The organism is Shewanella sp. 8A (assembly GCF_023475945.1).
Taxonomy (GTDB): Bacteria; Pseudomonadota; Gammaproteobacteria; order Enterobacterales; family Shewanellaceae; genus Shewanella; species Shewanella xiamenensis.
The window spans coordinates 1-13,674 of sequence record NZ_JAMDJP010000003.1 but is presented as its reverse complement, the minus strand read 5'-3'; the positions used below and the strand labels follow the sequence as shown (position 1 = coordinate 13,674).

General features: G+C 46.1%; 15 protein-coding genes and 1 rRNA gene. 12 read left to right on the top strand and 4 right to left on the bottom strand.

The features are described 5' to 3' along the window. Positions 1 to 55: 55 nt before the first annotated feature. From M0413_RS02945 to M0413_RS02935, 3 genes are all read right to left on the bottom strand, one after another. Positions 56 to 1,096, bottom strand: coding sequence for an MJ1255/VC2487 family glycosyltransferase (locus M0413_RS02945; RefSeq protein WP_249553138.1), 1,041 nt, complete (start codon positions 1,094 to 1,096; stop codon positions 56 to 58). A 72-nt stretch (positions 1,097 to 1,168) separates the two neighbouring features. Beyond that, positions 1,169 to 1,681 (bottom strand): phosphatase PAP2 family protein, encoded by a 513-nt coding sequence (locus M0413_RS02940; protein ID WP_055647629.1) that lies wholly within the window; start codon positions 1,679 to 1,681, stop codon positions 1,169 to 1,171. A 351-nt stretch (positions 1,682 to 2,032) separates the two neighbouring features. Beyond that, a complete protein-coding gene (locus M0413_RS02935) occupies positions 2,033 to 2,281 on the bottom strand; it encodes a YgjV family protein (RefSeq protein ID WP_011073879.1) in 249 nt (82 codons plus the stop codon). 323 nt (positions 2,282 to 2,604) lie between these two features. Here M0413_RS02935 and rraA point away from each other — a divergent pair, with 323 nt between their 5' ends. From rraA to hemB, 12 genes are all read left to right on the top strand, one after another. After that, positions 2,605 to 3,090 carry a ribonuclease E activity regulator RraA gene (gene rraA / locus M0413_RS02930; RefSeq protein ID WP_037422666.1) on the top strand — a complete coding sequence of 162 codons (486 nt, stop codon included), beginning with the start codon at positions 2,605 to 2,607 and terminating at the stop codon, positions 3,088 to 3,090. Positions 3,091 to 3,220: 130 nt separating this feature from the next. Continuing rightward, positions 3,221 to 4,273 (top strand): formimidoylglutamase, encoded by a 1,053-nt coding sequence (locus M0413_RS02925; RefSeq protein ID WP_249553137.1) that lies wholly within the window; start codon positions 3,221 to 3,223, stop codon positions 4,271 to 4,273. Positions 4,274 to 4,514: 241 nt separating this feature from the next. Beyond that, positions 4,515 to 5,270, top strand: coding sequence for a bifunctional demethylmenaquinone methyltransferase/2-methoxy-6-polyprenyl-1,4-benzoquinol methylase UbiE (ubiE, locus tag M0413_RS02920; RefSeq protein WP_037422660.1), 756 nt, complete (start codon positions 4,515 to 4,517; stop codon positions 5,268 to 5,270). Then, positions 5,270 to 5,890 carry a ubiquinone biosynthesis accessory factor UbiJ gene (locus tag M0413_RS02915; RefSeq protein WP_047536634.1) on the top strand — a complete coding sequence of 207 codons (621 nt, stop codon included), beginning with the start codon at positions 5,270 to 5,272 and terminating at the stop codon, positions 5,888 to 5,890. The genes ubiE and M0413_RS02915 overlap by 1 nt, the downstream gene beginning before the upstream one ends. Further along, positions 5,887 to 7,536, top strand: a complete 1,650-nt coding sequence (gene ubiB / locus M0413_RS02910) for a ubiquinone biosynthesis regulatory protein kinase UbiB (protein ID WP_037430956.1) — start codon at positions 5,887 to 5,889, stop codon at positions 7,534 to 7,536. The genes M0413_RS02915 and ubiB overlap by 4 nt, the downstream gene beginning before the upstream one ends. Positions 7,537 to 7,595: 59 nt before the next feature. Continuing rightward, positions 7,596 to 7,853: a Sec-independent protein translocase subunit TatA gene (gene tatA / locus M0413_RS02905; protein WP_037422651.1), complete on the top strand. Its 258-nt coding sequence runs from the start codon at positions 7,596 to 7,598 to the stop codon at positions 7,851 to 7,853. A gap of 6 nt (positions 7,854 to 7,859) precedes the next feature. Beyond that, positions 7,860 to 8,309, top strand: a complete 450-nt coding sequence (gene tatB / locus M0413_RS02900; RefSeq protein ID WP_037422648.1) for a Sec-independent protein translocase protein TatB — start codon at positions 7,860 to 7,862, stop codon at positions 8,307 to 8,309. Between the two features lie 3 nt (positions 8,310 to 8,312). Then, the gene (tatC, locus tag M0413_RS02895; protein ID WP_037422645.1) at positions 8,313 to 9,062 is read left to right on the top strand and encodes a twin-arginine translocase subunit TatC; all 750 of its coding nucleotides are present in this window, start codon (positions 8,313 to 8,315) and stop codon (positions 9,060 to 9,062) included. A 44-nt stretch (positions 9,063 to 9,106) separates the two neighbouring features. Continuing rightward, positions 9,107 to 9,637, top strand: coding sequence for a hypothetical protein (locus tag M0413_RS02890; protein WP_218678269.1), 531 nt, complete (start codon positions 9,107 to 9,109; stop codon positions 9,635 to 9,637). Continuing rightward, positions 9,637 to 10,440, top strand: a complete 804-nt coding sequence (locus M0413_RS02885) for a TatD family hydrolase (RefSeq protein ID WP_249553136.1) — start codon at positions 9,637 to 9,639, stop codon at positions 10,438 to 10,440. The genes M0413_RS02890 and M0413_RS02885 overlap by 1 nt, the downstream gene beginning before the upstream one ends. Then, positions 10,433 to 12,310 carry a sensor domain-containing diguanylate cyclase gene (locus M0413_RS02880; RefSeq protein WP_249553135.1) on the top strand — a complete coding sequence of 626 codons (1,878 nt, stop codon included), beginning with the start codon at positions 10,433 to 10,435 and terminating at the stop codon, positions 12,308 to 12,310. Before M0413_RS02885 ends, M0413_RS02880 begins: the two co-directional genes overlap by 8 nt. A 9-nt stretch (positions 12,311 to 12,319) precedes the next feature. Continuing rightward, positions 12,320 to 13,330 (top strand): porphobilinogen synthase, encoded by a 1,011-nt coding sequence (hemB, locus tag M0413_RS02875; RefSeq protein WP_249553134.1) that lies wholly within the window; start codon positions 12,320 to 12,322, stop codon positions 13,328 to 13,330. 241 nt (positions 13,331 to 13,571) lie between these two features. On the opposite strand, the gene rrf is transcribed toward hemB, so the two are convergent. Continuing rightward, a 5S ribosomal RNA gene (gene rrf, locus M0413_RS02870) occupies positions 13,572 to 13,674 on the bottom strand; the annotation flags it as partial.

Genomic DNA, 13,674 nt, shown 5'->3' with positions numbered 1-13,674 from the left:
CCCAGATTCCCAGCTAGAGCGGAAATAGCCTTTTATCACAGAGCTCATATCAATCTTAGCGCCATGTGTCTGGCAATTTCACTTGGCTCCAAAGATCGGCGCACAATGGCGCGGTGTGCTGCCACTGACCACTCCCTATCCATTTCACTAAAGCATCACCGACTTGCGGATAGGCAATGGGATTTGGCGATGCGGCCTTAAGCCAACGCTTCACCGCGCTGATATCTAAGCTCATCATACTGTCGCCCGCGCCCAATAATTGTAGCGCTGCCACATTCGATAGCTGCTCGAATTGACCAATCAGCGGCTTGACCAACAACTTTTTACCTAAGGTCAGCGCCTCACTCGCAAGCTCGAATCCCGCATTACCGATGACACCACCGCAGCTCGCTAAATGCTGTTTAAATCCATCACGATTAAACCCATGCCATTGAATATGATCGGCAATGCGTTTGGTAGGCTGCTTGGCGTGATACACCAAAAACTGATAATCCGTAAAAGGCTTAAAAAAATCGGCAATCACATCCGCCTCTTCGAAGGGTAAATACACCAATATTTGATGGGTATGTTCAATGGGACTGACATCCACTTCGACAAAGGGAGGCAAGATCGGAAAACCAAAATGATGCCAATGGCATCCTAAAGCCACATCCACCGGTGCAAAGTAGTTGAGTAGTAACTCATTCAACCAAGTGCTTCCCAATTTAGGCACAGGATGAGTCAAGGCAGCTTGGTGGCTTATCCCAATAGAGGGGACTCCCTGGCGCCTCGCCGCCCATGCGGATATGGGTTCAAAATCATTTAGAACGAGGTCATAGCAACTAAGATCCAGCGCTTGAATATCCTTAAGCAACGATAAAGAACAATTCTGCTTCACCGTTTGCGTGATATTGACTCGCCCTGAGTGCGTAGCAAAAGTCATCCCTGCTTGGACGCGGTAATCCCCAAAACACTCCATATCGAAAAAATCTTCAGTCTTGCGCCCCGAAAACAAAAAGTCGACTTGAATATTGCGCTCAACTAAGGCCTTTGCCATCACTCGAGCACGACTTAAATGACCATTCCCTGTGCCTTGAACTCCGTAGAGTATTCGCATTGCTTATCCTTTAACTGTGAATGAAAGAGTGGTGAATCAAGGAGGTATCCAACGAATGAGTGCCTGATTGTGTTAAATCACGGGATGCACAAGCAAAACAGCCCCCGTACCTAACAGAACACCGGCGACAATATCTGAGGGGTAATGCACCCCAAGCGCAATACGTGAGGCACCAATACAGAGCGCCCATACGTAAGCAAAAGGCGCAGCCACGGGATACACCTGCGCCACACTTGTGGCCATCACAAAGGCGGCCGCCGTGTGTCCCGAAGGTAGGCTAAAACGATCTGAGGGTTCAAAGCCGCTTTCAAACCCAACCAAGGCATGACAGGGTCGAGTACGGCGAATGCTATTTTTGAGTAATATGTACAACGGCAATTCAATCAAAAAACTCGCCAACAGTAGATTGAACAGGTTCTGCCCTTGGGAGTGTGTCAGCATCAACCCAACAGAGAGATACAGATACACATGCCCATCTCCAGTTGCCGATATACGCTTCGCCCAAGCATAAACACCGTGACGCTGGCTCAAATCCACAATGCGGTAAAACATGCGCTTATCTAAGTCTGTAATGTAACTCAACATAAAACAGGCTCCTTGCTGGCATGCCAGCGAGTATCATGGCGATGTTAATGAGTGCATTCTCTCGACAGCTGTTAGCGTCTGCATGTGTTAACGCCCTGTCAGACGACTATTTCACGATAGAACCCCACGCTAAACCTACGACAACTTAAACAGAGATGGCTTAAGTGCTCAGTGTTAAGGTGAGACTAAGAACTGGCGATGACGGTAAAGTGACATCAGGCCTAAAGTTTTATGACACCTGTGGCGAAAATGGTGAGGAATGAAGCGATCAATTGGAGCAAGAGGGAAAACGTACGGGGAGAATACAGTGCTGCCCAGTTGCTATGAACGGGCAGCACTGTCAGAAAACCTTCAAGCGACAGCTTGTTCCAGCGCTTTAGCGCGGTAAATTTTCGTCAAATGGTAAATATTGATACAGGCAACAAAGGCGTTCATACCCGCAACAGGCCAGGCTGAAATAAATACGCCATAGATAACAAACAAGGTACAACCGACAAAGTTTAACCATCTTAACCAGATGATATTCTTCATCATAAGTGAAATTGCCACCATTACTGAGGCAAAATAACCAATAATTTCAATCGTGTTTACAGCTTCCATAGGCACCTCTCGAAGGCCCTCTACCGTCCATAAGCGTAACGGGGGGTCCTTGCCCCTAAAGCAAATTAAGTTAAGTAAGTTAATTTAAACTTGGGATATAATACCAAAACGCGCAACAGAGTTGTAATAAAAAACCGTTATTTAATGACCGATATCAAGTTTTGAGGATAAACACCTGTTAAGTGACGAAAGTTTACAACATAAGTGTTAACGTCCAAGTGCAACAATACCGTGATTGATAACACTTTTCTTTTCAGGAATCCCTTTTATACTGGCGTAAACTCGCTAAACTGTACGCAACGCGGATCAATAGGAGTGTAAATATGGAATACAACACCTCAGAACTATGTGACATGTACTTAGATGTCGTAGATGTAGTCGAGCCCATGTTCAGTAACTACGGTGGTTGTAGCTCTTTTGGCGGTTCTATCAGCACCATTAAGTGCTTTGAAGACAACGGCCTAATCACCGAGGTCTTACAAGAAGATGGCCAAGGTAAAGTCTTGCTGGTTGACGGTGGTGGTTCATTACGCCGCGCCCTGATCGATGCATCTATCGCAGAAATCGCAGTCAACAACAACTGGGAAGGCATTATCGTTTACGGTTCAGTACGCGATGTGGATGCGCTGGAAGAATTAGACATCGGCATTCAAGCCCTTGCTTCAATTCCTGTGGGCGCCGATGGCAATTCAGTGGGTGAAGTCGATATCCCGGTCAACTTTGGCGGCGTGACCTTCCTCCCTGGCGATCATATCTATGCCGATAACACTGGCGTCATTCTATCGCCAGAACCACTCGATATCGAGTAACGCTAAATAACATCGAAAGAAAGCCAGCTAAGCTGGCTTTTTTATTGGCAGATACCATTAAGTACCATTGAATATTCGTCCTTGGGTACGCCACAATATCCCTGTCCCTACCCGATAAGAATACTAATCTATGTCTGAATTTATCCCATTTACCCAAGCCGATATCGCCAGTCTCGTTAGCCCGCGAGCCGGTGAGACCAAAATAGGCCAATGCGTACACCTGGCTAACCATGAACATCCATTAGAAACGATACTCACCACCGCTAAAGCCCATGGTGCACAATTTGCCATTGTCGGAGTGGGTGAAGATATCGGCCCACGGGCTAACCTAGGCAGAGGCGGTGCCACCGACGCCTTTACCACCAGCATGCGCCAGTGGTTGAATTTACAGTCGAATCGTTTTCTTTCGGGCGCCGAATGCCTGATTTTAGGGCAAGTTCATACGGCGGATCTGCAATTACAAGCACAGGATGGCGAAGGCGCGAGCCTAACCCATCTACGCCAAGCAGTTGAGCTGCTCGATGAACGGGTGATTAAACTAGTCAGCGCCATACAAGCGGCAGGGCTTGAACCCATAGTGATTGGTGGCGGCCACAACAATGCCTATGGCCTGTTAATGGCGACCTCGGCCCATTATCAACGCCAAGTTGCCGCAGTGAATTTAGATCCGCACAGTGATTTTCGCCTGCTCGAAGGGCGTCACAGCGGTAATGGCTTTAGTTACGCCGCCAATCGCGGCGCGCTGGGGTATTACCATGTACTCGGTTTGCACGAGCTCAAAAACAGCGAAGCCAATTTACAACAACTCACTGAGTTTGGTGGCACTTGGCATAGTCTGCAACAAATTTGGATTCGCCGAGAGATTAGCCTGACGCAGGCGCTGCAGGATATTGCCAACAAACTTAACCAAACCTCGCTCCCAGTAGCGTTAGAGTTGGATGTCGATGCCATCGCCAAAATGCCGAGCAGCGCCTCGACCGCCGCCGGAATTCCACTACTCGATGCCGCCCACTACATCAGCTATATCGCCAGCCGCTGTCCCTGTGCTTATTTACATTTAGCCGAAGCGGCTCCAAGCTGCCATGAGGCTGGCATAGAAGCTGGCTTTAGGGATGTGGGTCAGAGTATCAGCGAGTTAATTTATGCCTATGTACAAGCAAGATGCCAATTTTTAGCCCGATAGCATCGTTTGCTTGTACCCTTACAGGCGCGAAGCTATTCACCAAATCCTGATATTGTGGTCTAATGCCAGTCCATTTTATCGGGTCGGCACACTAAACACTGGCAAAAGCCAAACTCTTTAAGCTAACGCCTTGAGGAGAGTTTACTAGCTCGATCACAGAGTGATAGATCAAAGATTCAGCAAATGCAGGCGATGGCTTACACTCGCCACTAATACTTTGCAAAACAATAGGAATACATTGATGTCTGAGGGTGAATCTAAAAATACCCACTTTGGTTATAAAACCGTAGAGGCGGATAAAAAGGCCGATCTCGTTGCTGGCGTGTTCCATTCGGTTGCCGCCAAGTACGATATCATGAATGACGTTATGTCCTTCGGTATTCACCGTTTTTGGAAACGCTACACCATTGAAGTATCTGGCGCTCGTCCGGGTATGAAGGTGCTTGACCTTGCCGGTGGTACGGGCGATTTAACCGCTAAATTCTCTCACTTAGTGGGCGATAAAGGCGAAGTGGTTTTAGCTGATATCAACGATTCTATGCTAAAAGTGGGCCGCACTAAGCTACGTGACAAAGGCATTGTCAACAATGTCAGCTACGTGCAAGCCAATGCCGAAGCACTGCCCTTCCCCGATAATCACTTCGATATCATCACTATCGCCTTCGGTCTGCGTAACGTAACAGACAAAGATGCCGCGCTTCGTTCTATGAACCGCGTACTTAAGCCAGGCGGTAAGTTATTGGTATTAGAGTTTTCTAAGCCCCAGCATGAAATCATGCGTAAAGTGTATGATTTATATAGCTTCAAAGTCTTACCAAAGATGGGTGAACTCATTACTAAAGACGCTGACAGCTATGAGTACTTGGCCGAATCCATTCGGATGCATCCAGATCAAGACACTCTTAAGCAAATGATGGTGGATGCGGGCTTTGAACAGGTCGATTACACCAATATGACCGATGGCATTGTCGCCCTGCACCGTGGTTATAAATTCTAATGATGCCGCAAGAAGTGGTGTTACTTGCCTGCGCCGCGATTGAGATGGGTCTGAAACAACTTCAGACCCAAGCGGGCGACGCCTATGCGCGCCAGCGCCAGCTACATGGCAAAGTATTTCGTATTCAATTAACGCAACTCAACTGGCCAATTTACTTGGTCTTTGCCAAAGAAATCCAAGTAATGAGTCGCTATGAGGGCGATGTCGATGTCAGTCTGCACGCTGATGCAACCACACTTTATCGCGTGTCCGAAGGTGCCAACCTGACTGAACTTATCAAGCAAGATAAGCTCAAGCTCGAAGGCGATCTGAACTTATTACAAAGCTTTAGCCAATATCTACGTAGCATAGAGTTTGATTTTGCCGAACCCATTTCGCGTTATTTGGGTGACGGCCCCACTCACAAGCTCATCAGTACAAGCCATCAGGCAAAAGGTTTTGCACTTGAAGTATTGCGTAAAACCCGCTCCCATTTAGGGCAACTCGCTATCGAAGAGTATCGGCTTGCGCCCCATCGGATTGAACTTATTCATTTGTGCGATCAAATAGATGACTTAGTTAACGACACTCGCGCGCTCGAACAACGGATTGCCCAATTAAGAGACTCAATTAAGCCATGACCCTTGCCAGTATCCGCCGCGGTTATCATGTGATTAAGACCCTATTGCAATATGGGTTAGATGATGTTTTACCGCCAAAGATGACCCCTTGGTACTTTAAACTCGCCCGCAATAGTCTGTTTTGGATCCGTAATAAACACAAAGGTAAATCCGGTGGCGAGCGCTTAAAGCTAGCAATGCAAGAGCTTGGCCCTGTGTATATCAAGCTCGGGCAAATGCTCTCCACCCGCCGTGACTTACTGAGTGATGAATGGGCGACAGAGCTTGCCATGTTGCAGGATAAAGTCCCTCCCTTCGATGGCGCACTCGCCCGACTCGCGATAGAAGCAGAGCTTAAAGCACCAATCGAGACCTTCTTTAATGACTTTAATGAAACGCCATTAGCCTCGGCCTCGATTTCCCAAGTACATACCGCCACGCTTAAATCCAATGGCAAGGCCGTGGTATTAAAAGTGCTGCGCCCGAACGTAGAAACTAAAATCCAGGCCGATCTCCTGCTGATGTCGCAAACGGCGAAGGTCATCGATTATCTTCTTGGCGAAGGTAACCGACTACGCCCAGCCGAGGTGATTGAAGATTACCGCGTCACCATTTTAGGGGAGCTCAACCTTAAGCTTGAGGCCCTCAATGCCATTAAGCTACGTAATAACTTCCTCGACTCAGACGCGCTCTATATTCCTTATGTATATGAAGAGTTTTGTTATCCACGCTTGATGGTGATGGAACGGATTTATGGCATTCCAGTATCGGATATCGCTGCACTTAAGGCACAAGGCACAAACTTTAAACTGCTAGCCGAACGGGGCGTAGAGCTATTTTTCACCCAAGTGTTCCGCGATAACTTTTTCCACGCGGATATGCATCCGGGAAATATTTTTATCTCCCGCGAACATCCCGAAAATCCTTACTACATCGGCCTTGATTGCGGCATTATGGGCACGCTCAGCGAGGTCGATAAGCGCTATCTCGCGGAAAACTTCCTCGCGTTTTTCAATCGTGATTATCACCGCATCGCGCAACTGTATATTGAGTCGGGCTGGGTGTCGGAAAAAACCGATCTGCAAGCGTTTGAACAAGCCATCAAGGTCGTGTGTGAACCCATGTTTAACAAGCCCTTAGATGAAATCTCCTTTGGGCATGTGTTGTTAGAGCTGTTCCGTACCGCACGGCATTTTGATATCGTCGTGCAGCCTCAGCTCGTGCTGCTCGAAAAGACTTTGCTGTATATTGAAGGTTTAGGCCGTCAGCTTTATCCGCAGCTGGATCTCTGGCAGACCGCTAAACCCTTTTTAGAGCAGTGGATGGCCGAGCAAGTGGGACCTAAAGCCATGTTTAAAAAGGTATCCACAAAACTGCCATATTGGTCTGATAAACTTCCGGAATTCCCTGAACTAATTTATGACAACCTTAAATTAGGCAGGAAATTGCTGAGTTCTCAGCAACAAATGCTAGATAAGTATTTGAAATACCAGCAGCAAGCACATAAGAGTAATTACTTACTCATCACTTCTGCAATTTTATTGATCTGTGGCACGTTATTGTTCAACCAAGACGCTACACTGTTGAGCCCTTACGTGTGCCTGATTTCAGGTACGGTACTGTGGATTATCGGATGGCGATCTAGGCCAAAGAATCGTAAATTTTAGCTAGCACTAATTAATCAGAGGTTCATAATAGAACCGATATCAATTAAGAGGATACCTTCATGGGTGGCATTAGTATTTGGCAACTTCTTATCATCGCGTTAATCGTTGTCTTATTGTTTGGAACTAAGAAATTACGCTCTTTGGGTGGTGACTTAGGTGGTGCTGTTAAGGGCTTCAAAAACGCCATGTCTTCAGAAGAAGATAAAAAGGCGCTAGAAGACACTGAAGCGGCAAAACCAGTGCAAACAGCACAAACCGCACAACCAACTCAACAGGCGACTGAAAAGAAACCTGAGTCTCACAAAGAACAGGCGTAACTCTTTATGTTTGACGGTATCGGCTTTATGGAGCTGCTGCTGATCGGTGTTCTGGGGCTGGTCGTTCTTGGCCCCGAACGTCTACCGGTTGCAGTACGTTCAGTAACCAGTTGGATCCGCGCGATGAAACGCATGGCCAACTCAGTCAAAGAAGAACTTGAGCAAGAGCTAAAGATCGAGCAGTTGCACGCCGACCTCAAAAAAGCGGAGAGCAAAGGTTTATCTAACCTCTCTCCCGAGCTGCAAGAGTCAATCGATCAATTGAAGCAAGCCGCGCAGTCAGTGAATCGTCCTTACCAAGTGCAAGATATTCCCAGTGCACAGGAAAACCAGATCCACAATCCTGCAAGCCAAACGGTTTCTACCGAGGCGAGTCCAACTTCGGCTTCCTCCGCCCCACATAGTGAGTCCATTCAGGGCGAGGATACCCGTTCTAACCCGAAAGCTAACGGATAATTCATGTCGCAACAGCAGCCACTTATCAGCCATTTGCTTGAACTTAGGTCCAAGCTGCTTAAATCCATTGCCAGTGTATTGATTGTATTTATTTGTAGTGTGTATTGGGCAAATGATATTTACCATTACATGGCAATCCCTTTAATGCAGTCTTTGCCCTTAGGTGGCAGTATGATTGCGACCGATGTGGCCGCACCTTTCTTCGCCCCTTTTAAACTGACATTAGTTCTGTCATTTTTTGTGGCCGTACCCTATGTGCTCTTTCAAATTTGGTCCTTCGTAGCACCGGGTTTGTATAAGCATGAAAAACGCTTAGTTATGCCGCTACTTTTTAGCAGCACAGTGCTATTTTATTTAGGTATAGCCTTCGCTTATTACGTTGTATTCCCAGTTGTATTTGGCTTTTTTGCCAACACGGCTCCAGAGGGAGTACAAGTTGCAACCGATATCAGCAGCTATCTTGATTTTGTACTGAAATTATTTTTTGCATTCGGCTTATCCTTTGAGATCCCGATTGCCGTTGTTTTACTCTGCTGGGCCGGTGTGACAACACCTGAAGATCTCAAGCAAAAACGCCCCTATATTATTGTCGGCGCATTCGTGGTGGGTATGCTGCTCACACCACCTGATGTTATTTCCCAAACTATGCTTGCCGTGCCAATGCTGTTATTGTTCGAAGGCGGATTATTTGCGGCTCGTTTTTACAGTAAACCTGATGACGAGACCGATGAAGAACAACCAACGAATGACTAATGCCTCAATCGGCATTAGAGGAAAATAATAATAAGGAAACTGGGATGCGTTTAACTCTACTGACTGGTGCAGTGTTACTGGTATCTGCACAGGCTAATGCCGGTATTGAGCAGCAATTAACTCAATGTGCAGGGATAACGGACAAGCTCGAGCGCTTGGTATGCTATGACAACCTCGCAGCAAGCATTCAAGTCACCACAGTGACCAATAACACCACGGCACCGATAGCTGTCGCCCCCGTTGTCACTCCCGCAGCGGCCCCTGCAGCTTTGGCGACTGCAGCTCCTGTTGCTGCTGCCGCGACCAATGTCGAAGATAATTTCGGTATGGAAGTTAAACGCGTCCAAGAGAATACGACTGACAAAATTTATCTCGATGTGGAGTCAATAGCAGAAGATGCCTACGGTGCCTTAAAGATTACCTTTACCAATGGCCAAGTTTGGAAACAAACCGAAAACCGTAAATTCAATCTCAAAGTCGGTGAAAAAGTATTTATCGAAAAAGCTGCGCTTGGCTCTTTCTTAATGGGTACTGAGGATCGTAATGCTAAGGTGAGGGTAAAACGCCTAAAATAATGTCATCTTATATAGATATCGCTGTCAACTTGCTTGGCAGCGCACTCGAACCAGACATAGCGCAAATCATACAAGCAGCGGCGGACCAAGGGGTTTCGCCGTTAATTGTTATTGGCAGTGATTTAAGCGAAAGCGCGGCAGCCATTCAATTATGCCAACAGTATCCCAAACAGCTTTATTGCACTGCAGGTGTACACCCGCATCATGCTAGCGAATGGCAAACGAATTCCAAACAAACTCTCATAGATTTATGCCAAGCATCGCAGGTCGTTGCCGTTGGTGAATGCGGGCTAGACTATAATAGGGACTTTTCCCCCCGTCCGGCCCAGCGCAAAGCATTTATCGCCCAATTAGAACTGGCGATTGAACTTCAAAAACCCGTTCTGATGCATGAGCGAGATGCCCATAGTGATTTTCTCAGCATTGTTAGTGATTACCGCCCCCATCTTCGCGGCGCATTGTTACACTGCTTTACTGGCACTCGCACGCAAATGGAAGCTTATATCGATCTCGATTTACACTTAGGAATTACAGGTTGGGTTTGTGATGAAAGGCGTGGCCAAGAATTAGCAGCGCTAGTGCCCTTTATTCCAAAAGATCGTTTATTGATCGAAACAGATAGTCCTTATCTGCTACCGCGTAGCATGCGTCCTAAGCCTAAATCCAGTAAAAATAAACCCGAATATTTGCCTTATATTGCTCAGTATATTGCCAATCTACGCGGTGAAGATCCGGCTGAATTTGCAAAACAATGCTATCAAAATAGCCTAGCGTTTTTTAATTTGAGTCAACAGAATGGCTAAATTAAGTTGCTTATTGATTTTGCTTATCAGCATGCTCATATCATCTGGCAGCTTCGCAAGCATAATCAACATCAATGAACACACTCCGACGCCGCTCAGTCTAACACCTTGGCTAATGGTGACTCATCCCCATTCTGAAAGTCAGTTAGCGGATATTGAAGCACTTCCCAAGGCACAATGGCATAAGTTTACCAGTAAGGATATTCAACGTCTTAGCCTGCATAATTTTTGGCTGTCAGTTAATCTTAGTAGTAACAACGAAAGCCTTTCACGCATTCTTGCCTTAGATAATCCCTTATTAGATAAAGTAACTATTTACCATCTTGTAGATAACCAACTCGTCAACACAACGTATATGGGAGATACACTTCCCTATAAACAGCGTCCACTGCTGAGTAATATTTTTCTATACCCTTTTAAAATTAACACCAATGAACAACATACCTTTTATATACATATTGAAACCGAAGGCAATGCGGCCGTTCCTTTAAATTTGTGGTCGGCCAACGATTTGGCACAAATAGCGGAATCAACAGCTGTCGAACATGGATTTCAGCTTGGGGTACTCGCCGCCATCGGTATATTCAGTCTATTTATCGCGTTAGCTTCTGGTTCATTCAGTTACAGCTATTACTCCGGCTACGTCCTTAGCATGACTCTCTTAGTTGCTACGATTAATGGTTTCGCATTCCGCTTCCTCTGGCCTAATTGGCCAACATTGCAGCAACTGATGGTTCCTGTGCTACTCCCTTTAGTTATGGCTTTCGCCTTAATGTTTACCGAAAAAATTTTACAATTAAAATACTATAATCGCCGCATGCTATTGATGTGCCGTTATAGTGCCGTTTATATCCTTTTAATCTGTTTATTAGTCCCCTTTTTGCGTTATGGCACTGTACTTTACATTGAGATTATCTCGGTTGTCGTGCTCAGTATCATTATGATGATACTCGCAATTATTCAAGCCGCTAGAGGGCAAAAATTAGCCAAACTTTATACTGTTGGCTGGGTGAGTATGCTGACGGGTGCGTGCCTGAGTAGCTTACTGTATTTAGGCGTTATCGAGCTGAATATCAAACCTCAGACACCTGTAATGCTGGGGTTAACCTTTGAAATCATCTTTATGTCACTCGTGCTTGCTATCCGCTATAACGACGAACGTAAAGCCAAACAACGCATTCAACAAGAAGCACTAAAACAAGCACAAAAAATTCGTAGCGCACGTGAAGATGCATTAAAAGTAGAAGCAGAAACTAACGAAAGACTGGAACAAATGGTGCAAGAGCGCACTTTGGAACTTGAAATTACCCTGCGCGAATTGCATGAAGTTAATCAAAAGCTCACAGAACAAAGCACTATAGACAGCTTAACGGGGGCTAAAAACCGCAGTGCCTTCGATAAACGCCTATTAGCAGAAAGCCGTATAAGTCGTCGTCAAGAAACGCCAATAGCACTATTAATGATCGATATCGATCGATTTAAATCTATCAATGATCAATTTGGCCATTTAGCGGGTGATCAAGCCCTAAAACTTATCACGAAGACATTGCAGCAGCATTTAAAACGACCAACGGATCTAGTATCACGTTTTGGTGGAGAAGAGTTTGCTATTATTCTCCCCAATACCAACGCGGATGGTGCGCTTCAAGTCGCTGAAAATATAAGAGATGCAGTGACTAGTATCGGCCTTGAATGGGAAGGAAAACCCATACCACTCACCGTCAGTATCGGCGTGAGTGCCGACGTAATCTTGAATGAACAACACAGTACCGAATTATTAGAGCAGGCAGATAAAGCCCTCTATCAAGCAAAAAATAGCGGACGCAATCAAGTGAAATTGTATGCGCCAGCGCAAACAGAACCTAATTAGGAGTCTAATGTGAATATCATTACCAGTGCCTTTCCACAGCGCAGAATGCGCCGCATGCGCAAACATGATTTTAGCCGTCGCCTGATGGCAGAGAATCACCTAACAGTGAATGACCTAATCTATCCTATGTTTGTGCTCGAAGGCAGTAATCGCAGCGAAAAAGTCGCTTCAATGCCAGGTGTGGAGCGTTATTCAATCGACTTACTGCTCAAAGAAGCAGAAGAACTTGTTGAATTAGGCATCCCCTTAATTGCCCTCTTTCCTGTCACGCCAGCAGAGAAAAAGTCTCTTATGGCAGAAGAAGCTTACAATTCTGACGCACTAGTGCAACGTGCTGTACGTGAACTCAAAAAAGCCTTCCCACAACTTGGCATTATGACGGACGTGGCTCTAGATCCTTTCACGACCCATGGTCAAGACGGCATTATTGATGAAACAGGCTATATCCTGAATGACATCACTACAGAAATTTTAGTTAAACAAGCCTTGTCCCATGCCGAAGCGGGCGCTGATATTGTTGCGCCATCGGATATGATGGATGGCCGCATCGGCGCGATCCGTCAAGCACTGGAAGCAGCTGGCCATGTTAATACCCAGATCATGGCCTATTCAGCTAAATACTCTTCGAGCTACTATGGCCCATTCCGTGATGCAGTTGGCTCAGCAGGCAACCTAAAAGGTGGCAATAAGCATAGCTATCAAATGGATCCAGCTAACAGTGATGAAGCACTACACGAAGTGGCGCTCGATATCCAAGAAGGTGCTGATATGGTGATGGTAAAACCAGGTATGCCATATCTCGACATCGTTCATCGTGTTAAAACTGAGTTAGCTGTTCCTACTTTTGCTTACCAAGTGAGTGGTGAATATGCCATGCACATGGCCGCGATCCAAAATGGCTGGTTAGCTGAAAAGGCTATCGTCATGGAATCGCTACTATGCTTCAAACGTGCCGGTGCCGATGGCATTCTTACCTACTTCGCCAAACGTGCAGCACAGTGGCTAAAAGAAGCTAAATAATCGGGTTTAAAAACCAATGCTAAGCATAAAGGGCAGCCAAACGCTGCCCTTTTTATTAGCTCGAAGAAAGCCTTTGAAACTATTGCTCTGTCGGTCAAATCGATATGTAGGTAATAACTATCGTCATCGCAGAAGCGAATAAAAGGAAGTATGAATAGGAAGTAGTAATAGAGAGAATGAAATTACAAATGCCTAAAACAAAAAAGCCAGCTATTCAGCTGGCTTCATTGTTTAATTAGGCGCTTGGCGATGACCTACTCTCACATGGGGAGACCCCACACTACCATCGGCGCGATTGCGTTTCACTTCTGAGTTCGGGATGGGATCAGGTGGGACCACAATGC